General features: G+C 76.2%; 8 protein-coding genes. 3 read left to right on the forward strand and 5 right to left on the reverse strand.

Annotated features, from left to right (window positions below; genetic code table 11):
- Positions 1–27: 27 nt before the first annotated feature.
- The 5 genes from ACFU6K_RS26290 to ACFU6K_RS26310 form a co-directional block, all read right to left on the reverse strand.
- Complete coding sequence (locus tag ACFU6K_RS26290) at positions 28–393, reverse strand: hypothetical protein (RefSeq protein ID WP_380666983.1); 366 nt, start codon at positions 391–393, stop codon at positions 28–30.
- A 166-nt stretch (positions 394–559) separates the two neighbouring features.
- The gene (locus ACFU6K_RS26295) at positions 560–1,516 is read right to left on the reverse strand and encodes a DUF4331 family protein (RefSeq protein ID WP_380666985.1); all 957 of its coding nucleotides are present in this window, start codon (positions 1,514–1,516) and stop codon (positions 560–562) included.
- 147 nt (positions 1,517–1,663) lie between these two features.
- Positions 1,664–2,827, reverse strand: coding sequence for a hypothetical protein (locus ACFU6K_RS26300; protein ID WP_380666987.1), 1,164 nt, complete (start codon positions 2,825–2,827; stop codon positions 1,664–1,666).
- 142 nt (positions 2,828–2,969) lie between these two features.
- Complete coding sequence (locus ACFU6K_RS26305; protein WP_380666989.1) at positions 2,970–3,545, reverse strand: GNAT family N-acetyltransferase; 576 nt, start codon at positions 3,543–3,545, stop codon at positions 2,970–2,972.
- A complete protein-coding gene (locus tag ACFU6K_RS26310; protein WP_380666991.1) occupies positions 3,539–5,059 on the reverse strand; it encodes an ATP-grasp domain-containing protein in 1,521 nt (506 codons plus the stop codon). Before ACFU6K_RS26310 ends, ACFU6K_RS26305 begins: the two co-directional genes overlap by 7 nt.
- Positions 5,060–5,221: 162 nt before the next feature.
- Here ACFU6K_RS26310 and ACFU6K_RS26315 point away from each other — a divergent pair, with 162 nt between their 5' ends.
- The 3 genes from ACFU6K_RS26315 (at position 5,222) to ACFU6K_RS26325 (ending at position 6,876) form a co-directional block, all read left to right on the forward strand.
- Positions 5,222–5,851, forward strand: coding sequence for a putative glycolipid-binding domain-containing protein (locus ACFU6K_RS26315; protein ID WP_380666993.1), 630 nt, complete (start codon positions 5,222–5,224; stop codon positions 5,849–5,851).
- 234 nt (positions 5,852–6,085) lie between these two features.
- Positions 6,086–6,340 carry an acyl carrier protein gene (locus tag ACFU6K_RS26320; protein WP_380666995.1) on the forward strand — a complete coding sequence of 85 codons (255 nt, stop codon included), beginning with the start codon at positions 6,086–6,088 and terminating at the stop codon, positions 6,338–6,340.
- Between the two features lie 215 nt (positions 6,341–6,555).
- The gene (locus tag ACFU6K_RS26325; protein WP_380666997.1) at positions 6,556–6,876 is read left to right on the forward strand and encodes a hypothetical protein; all 321 of its coding nucleotides are present in this window, start codon (positions 6,556–6,558) and stop codon (positions 6,874–6,876) included.
- The last annotated feature ends 47 nt before the right edge of the window (positions 6,877–6,923 follow it).

Raw genomic sequence — 6,923 nt, forward strand, 5'->3', positions numbered from 1 at the left:
GCACTGCCCTGTGGAACTGAGTGACCGTCAGGGACGGTCGAGGGTGATCGAGTTGATCGGCCCCAGGTCGTAGTAGACGCCCTTCGGCGCGGAGATGTCGTAGACGCAGTCGGCGCCGCCCGAACCGCGGCACAGGCGGGCGTGCGCGCCGCCGGTCTGGTTGTTGAGCACCCAGTGGTGGCCGTACTGGCCGCTCAGGTTGTGCGCGCCGTAGCTCCAGTAGACGTCGCTGGGGCTGACCGCCGGGTCCTGGTCCTGCGGGTAGACGCAGACCGCGCCCGACGGGCAGCCCGCCCACGCCCCGTCCGCGGCACCGGCGCCGCCGGCCTCCACGGTGGTCAGGGCGGCGGCGGCCAGGGCCAGGGCGGCGACGGTACGGGTGATCCTGCGCATGGGTGGTTCTCCCTTGGCTGGTACGAGGACGGACGACCGGTCGCGTCCGGTGCCCGTCAGCCTAGGAATCCGGTGCCCGCGGCGGTCCCTGACATCTGACAGGGGCGCGCCTGCCTGCCCCGTCCCCGTCCCCGTCCCCGCCCCCGCTGCCGGGGGCCCGGCGGGCTCAGTGCGGGTGGCCCAGGTACGGGAAGGCGGGCAGCAGGTCGGTGTGCGGGCCGATGTGGTCGCCGGGCACCTTGCCGTCGGTGAGCATCGTCAGCCGCGCCGAGGTGACGTCGTCGCTCAGCGTGCGCCCGTTCGGGTAGCCGGCCGGGCGGGCGCGGTCGTAGCGCAGGATGTCCGGCAGGACGATCCGCAGCTGGGCCTCGGCCGCGTCCGTGGTGTACCCGCCGAAGTGCTGCAGCTTCGCCGTCCACGGCTCCCGGTAGTTCTCCCAGTCGTCCACCGGATCCCCGGCGTTGTACGCGTCCTTGGCGTCCTCCTCGTTGAAGTACGCCGTCAGCGACGGGTGCGCACCCCGGTCCACCGACACCAGGTGCCCGTCCTCGCGGCGCACGCTCACCCGCGCCCACACCCCGATCTCCGGCTCCGGCCCGAACCGCTCGTCCGGCGCCTCCAGCACGATCCCGAACACGTTCTTGTCCGCACCCCAGTCCACCCCCGTCCACTGGAAGTCCTTCACGATCCCGTCCAGGTCCGCGAAGAACGGGTCGCTGCGCAGCCCCGCGCTCACCCGGTACGCCCCCGCCTCCACCACCGCGGGCGTGCCCGTGAAGCTCACCGGCGCGTCCGCCACCAGCACCTCGCCGACCGCCTCCAGCCCGCGCGCCCCCTCGCCGGCGGCCCGCCGCACCGTCATGGTCTGCGCCCCGTCCCGCGGCTCGGAGAAGGTGAAGCTGTACGCGAGGTCGGCCCGCCGGTCCCCGTCGGTGTCGATGTCGATCCGGTACACCGCCCGCGGGTGGAAGGCCTGCCCGCCGGACGGCGCGACCGGGTTCACGTTCATGATCAGCACCGTCCGGCCCGGCTCCGGCGCGGCGAAGGCGAACAGGTCGGTCAGGTCCAGGCGCGCGTCACCCTCGGGTGAGCGCAGGTTCGGTCCGCTGAGGTGGTGCGACAAGACGGCCTCCGAGGTCGGGCGGGTTGCGCGGGAACACCCCCCCGACCCCCTCGGCCATTGCTAGCACGCCCGCCCGCCCCCGGCCCGCCCCGCTGCGCCACCCGGGCGGGCGCGGGTGGGCGCGGTCCGGTGACGGCGGGCGGGGCGTCAGCTCGCGGGCAGTCGCGCGGTGAAGGGGTCCGCCCCGGTCCTGCCGTCCGGGGCGCCGTAGCCGAAGAGCCAGGTGGTGCCGTCCGGGCCGGTGGTGAACACGCCCGGTCGGGTGACGACGAACGGGGCGGGGGCCACCGCCCAGGAGGACCCGGTCCACCGCTGGACGGGGGAGTCGTCGCCGTAGCCCACGCCCCAGACCTCCGTGCCGCGCAGGGACAGCCCGTGGAAGTAGTGCGGGTCGGTGGCCGACGGCGTGCGGGTGCCGTTCCAGGCGGTGCCGTTCCAGTGGGTGGCGAAGGCGTTCCAGAGGCCGGACTGGCTGTACCGGCCGGTGCCGCCGGACAGCCACACCTCGGAGGGGCCCGCGACCAGCAGGTCGAGCACCCGCACGTCGAGGTTCGGGTACGACGGCGCGGCCACCTGGGACCAGGCGCTGCCGTCCCAGTGCACGACGAACGGCCGGTACAGCGCGCCGGGGGACGCCTGGTAGTCGCCGGCCGCCCAGACGTCGCCGGGCCCGGCGACCCGCACCGCGGTGAGCTGGGAGGAACCGGGCGGCAGCGGGAGGGCGACGCCCTCCCAGGACGAGCCGTTCCACCGCGCGGCGGCGGCGGACGAGCCGACCCGGCCCACCGCCCAGACGGCGCTCCCGGCCCCGGCCACGGCGTAGCCGGAGAACGCGCCGTCGGCGGTGCCGGGCACCGTGCTCCGGCTCCAGCCCTGCCCGTCCCAGTGGACGGCCAGCCCGGTGTCGCCCACGGCCCACACGTCGGCCGGGCCGGCCGCGGTGGCGGCGTACAGCCGGCCGCTGGTCCCGGTGACCGCGCCCTCGACCTCCGCCCACCGGGCACCGTCCCAGCTCCACACCGCGGGCACGTCGTACGGGACCGGCCCCCAGAAGGCGACCTGGTACCCGACGGCGAAGCCGGCCGCGGCGCCGGTCATCGCGAGGCCGTTGACGCCGAAGTCGTTCCGCAGTGGGAACGGCGTCACTTGCCACTGCGGCGTCGGCTGTTCCCGTGGTGCCGACCGCGCCTGCGCCACCGACCGCTCCCGGGCGGTGGCCGCAGCCGCCCCGGTGGACGCCGCCGCGCCCCACGCGAGGGCGGGAACGGCGGCCGCGGCGGTCCGCAGCACGGACCTGCGGCTGATGCTCATGCCTCGTCTCCTCTTCCTGTCCCGTCGTCCGGTCCCGGCCGTGCGCTTTCACCGGCTCACCGGCCATGCTGTCCGGGCGCGCTGACACCGTGCTGACCGATCGACCGGCCCGATCGGCCCGCGCCGTCCGGACGGCGGGGGGTCACGTCCGCAGGCGGCCCGCCTCGTGGACCCGCGGCGGCGCCACCGCTTCCGTGGCGCGCTCGAACAGGGCGCCGCTGCGGCTGCCGGCCGCGGTGCGCACCCAATGCCAGCCCCGCGCACGGTAGTAGGCGTGCAGGGCGGCGTTGTCGCTCCACACGTTCGCCCGCAGCAGTCCGGCGCCCGCCCGCGCGGCCCGCCAGGAGGCCCAGTCGCCCAGGCTGGTGCCGATGCCGTGCCCGGCGTACCGGCGGTCCACCGTGAAGGAGCTCACGTAGCGGGCCGGGCGGGCGAGTTCCTCGCCGGTCCACAGCCGGGGGCTGCCGGTGGGGCGCAGCGTGAGGGTGGCCACGGCCTCGCCGTGCGGCGCCAGCGCCGCGACCACGGTCACGCCGAGGGCGATCAGCGCCAGGCCGCGCTCGGCGTCGTACGGGTCCGACCACTGGGCCGAGCCGTGCTCCAGGGCGATCCACGCGGCGGCCTCCGCCCGCAGGGCGGCCAGCCGGGGCAGGTCGGCGGGCACCGCGGTGCGGACGTACAGCGGGTCGGTCCGCGGGTCGGGGCGCGGGTTCACCACGGCGCGCGGGGGACGGCGGCGCCGGGACCCGCGGCGGAGGGGACGGCGGCGGGGCAGGAGGGTCCGGGAAGGCCGTACGGTTCGAGGGGTTCGAGGACGAAGCCCGCGCGCAGCGCGTCCACCAGGTCGCGTCCGGTCGCGGTCAGCGCGGTGCCGTCGGGGGTGGTCAGCGGATGCCGGGCGACGATCCGGGCGAGCGGCACCCCCGGGTGCAACACCATGCCGGGGGAGGGGAGTTGCAGCAGCACGCAGTCGTCGGGACCGCACTCCAGCAGGCCGAACCCGGCACCGCAGTACCGCAGCCGCCCGTCCTTGAGCCGGTGCAGGCCGCCGCCGGGCGCCGCCGCCACCCGCACCGGGGCGCCGGTGTGCCGCACCACCAGCTGCACGGCGCCCACCGCGTCCGTACGCGGCTCGCCGCCGGTGGCGTGGCCGTAGAGCTCCAGCACGTGGCGCAGCGCGGACGGCAGCGCCTGCTCGGCCAGTTCGAGCTCGCCCAGCAGCCAGGTCGAGCCCTGCATGCGGCAGTTGAGCTCCAGCAGCAGCGGACGCTCACCGTCCAGGACGAAGTCGGCGCCGAACAGGCCCCGGTAGCCGAGCGCGGCCAGCGCCTCGCCGACGCGCCGCGCCGCGGTGCCGGCCCGGGCCAGGGCGAGCGGCGCCAGCAGGGCGGGGGCCGCGAAGTCGCAGCCGGAGTAGGCGCCGAAGGGCGCGCCGACGCCCTCGATACGGGTCAGCTGGACGGACGGGCGCAGCACCCGCACCGTGCTGTCCGCCGACACCAGCACGTGCACGTTGAGCGCGACGCCCTCGACGTAGCCGCTCACCAGCCAGGGCCCGCCGCCGACTTGGCGGATCGGGCGCAGGTCCGCCTCGTCGACGACCAGGTGGGTGCCCTTGCCGCTGGAGCCCACCGGCGTCTGCACCACGTAGGGGGAACCGAAGCGGCGGAGCAGCTCCCGGTGGTCGAGCGCCGGGACCACCGCGTCCGGCGGCGTCGCGGCCCCCACCGACCGCAGCCACGCGCGCTGCGCCCGCTTGTCGCCCAGCATCGGCAGGGCCACGTGCGAGGGCGGCTCCAGCAGGCGGGTGCCGAGCGCGCCGAGTGCCGCGCGCCACTCGGGCTTCATCGCCGAGTAGGGCAGCAGCGCCAGCTCCCGGCCCCGCCAGCCGCCAGCCGCCGCACCCTCGCCCGGGTTTCCGCCCGCGCCCGCGTTCCCGCCCCCGCCCGCGTTCTCGCCCGCGTCCTCGTCCGAGGTGCCGGCGATCGCGCGCAGCACCGCGTGGACCCCGGCCCCCGCCGAGGTGTGGTCGCGCACCCCCCGCTCCGGTTCCAGCGCGTGGAAGGAGGCCCCGAACTCGCCCGCCCAGCCCGCGTCCGGGCCCTCCACGCTCACCACCGCGGACAGGCAGCCGGTGCGCAGCAGCGGCAGCACGTTCAGCGGACGGGCACAGCACGACAGTCCGGGCAGGGCCCGCAGCCGGGCCACCGCTTCGTCACAGGATGTGATCACCCACGCGATTATGGAGAGCCCGGGACGGCGCTCGCCGCCACCGCACGCCCCGCCCCGCCCCGCACGAGGCACGCCCCGCCCCCACCCTCACCCGAACGAAGGAACCCCCCGCGTTGACGGCCCGTCGGGCCCGCTGTCGGCACCCGGCAGTACCGTGCACGAATGAACAGCCGCCCCGCCCCCGACCCGCACCGCCCCGCCGCCCGCACCGCCGAACGCCCCGCCGCCCGCTCCGCCGCACCCACCTGGCGGGTCACCGAGACCGCCGGCCTGGAAACCTCCTGGATCGACCTCGGCCCCACCGCCCTGACCGCCCACGGCCGCGCCGCCGCCGCCGAGCCCGCCCCGTACTGGCTCGACTACCGGCTCGACACCGGCGACGGCTTCACCACCCGCCGCATGCACGTCACCGCCCGCACCCCCGACACCACCCGCACCCTCGACCTGCGCCGCGACGACACCACCGGCCACTGGACCGTCGACGGCACCCCCCGACCCGACCTCGACGGCGCCCTCGACTGCGACCTCGGCCTGTCCCCGCTCACCAACACCCCGCCCGTGCTGCGCCACGCCCTCCACCGGGGCCCGGGCGAGCACCACTTCCTGATGGCCTGGATCCGCGTGCCCGAGCTGGTCGTCGTGCCCTCCCGCCAGACCTACACCCACCTGCGCCGCCACGAGGACGGCCGCGCCACCGTCCGCTACGCCTCCGGCGACTACCGGGCGGACCTGCTGCTGGACGCGGACGGCCTGGTCGCCGAGTACCCGGGTCTGGCCCACCGCATCGCCTGACGGGCCCGGCCTCGCCGCCTGACCGCCCGCCCGCCGGGCCCTCCGGCCGGCGCGCCGGGCCGGGGCACGCCGGGGCGGGCCGTCCCGACCATCCCCGTGAAGGCCCTCACGCGTACGAGTGAACGAGCTGGACCGGACGCCTCGCGACCGCGTACAACTGCGCCCACAGGGCCACCCGTTGAGCGATCCGCCACCCGCCGGTCCTGCCGCCCCGCGCACCCCCTGGAGGGCCCGATGGCCGCCGAGATCAGCTACGAGGAACTCGCCACCCTGGTCAGGGCCCGCGCCGGCGTCGAGGTCACCGCCGAGCAACTCGCCGAACCGGGCCGCATGTTCCTCGACCTCGGCGTCGACTCGCTCGGCGTGCTGGGCGTCCTCGCCGACCTGGAGAACCGTTACGGCGTCTCCGTCGACGGCGCCGAGCTGCTCGGTCGCCCCGTCGCCGAGTTCCTCAAGGACGTCAACGCCCAGGTGGCGTCCGGCTCCTGAACGGGCCGGAGCGGGAAGCCGGCCCCGCCGTCCGGGCGCCATCCTGTACAGCTGGTAAGCATACGAATCTCTTTCGGGTGAACCGTGGGCGCCGCCGTGAGGTCCGGCCCCGGGCGCGGGTACTCCACACCGGGAGCGACAGGGCACCGGCCGGTTCGGGGCCCCGTCGCTCCCGGACACGCACCCCTCTCGCGAACCCCAGTACAGGAGTTCCCATGCGCATGCGCTTCAGCCCGCGCTCGGCCCTCGTGGTCACCGCCGGCGCCCTCGCCCTGTCCTTCGTCAACCTCTCGGCCGCCTCGGCGGCCCCCGGTGTCGTGATCATGGAGAACGGCGACCAGTTCAAGGAGGTCCGGGACCCGCAGGGCGGCCAGTGCTACCCCGGCCTCGGCCCCGACACCGCGATCGCCAACCGGACCGGCGGCACCATCCTGCTCTTCCCCGACGCCAACTGTAAGACGAGAATCCTCAACCCCCTGGGGCCGGGCGAGTTCCGGCCGGACGAGAACGTCGGCAGCTTCCTCGCCCTGGACTGACCCCGCGCCACCCCCGTCCGCCCGCCCTCCGGTGTTCGGGCCGGAGG

The organism is Kitasatospora sp. NPDC057512, assembly GCF_042802135.1.
In the GTDB taxonomy this organism is placed as follows: domain Bacteria; phylum Actinomycetota; class Actinomycetes; order Streptomycetales; family Streptomycetaceae; genus Kitasatospora.

Bases quoted from the DNA above. Each gene is read 5' to 3' on its own strand.
- ACFU6K_RS26290 (WP_380666983.1), bottom strand. From the start codon at position 393: ATGCGCAGGATCACCCGTACCGTCGCCGCCCTGGCCCTGGCCGCCGCC.
- ACFU6K_RS26300 (WP_380666987.1), bottom strand. From the start codon at position 2,827: ATGAGCATCAGCCGCAGGTCCGTGCTGCGGACCGCCGCGGCCGCCGTT.
- ACFU6K_RS26315 (WP_380666993.1), top strand. From the start codon at position 5,222: ATGAACAGCCGCCCCGCCCCCGACCCGCACCGCCCCGCCGCCCGCACC.
- ACFU6K_RS26320 (WP_380666995.1), top strand. From the start codon at position 6,086: ATGGCCGCCGAGATCAGCTACGAGGAACTCGCCACCCTGGTCAGGGCC.
- ACFU6K_RS26325 (WP_380666997.1), top strand. From the start codon at position 6,556: ATGCGCATGCGCTTCAGCCCGCGCTCGGCCCTCGTGGTCACCGCCGGC.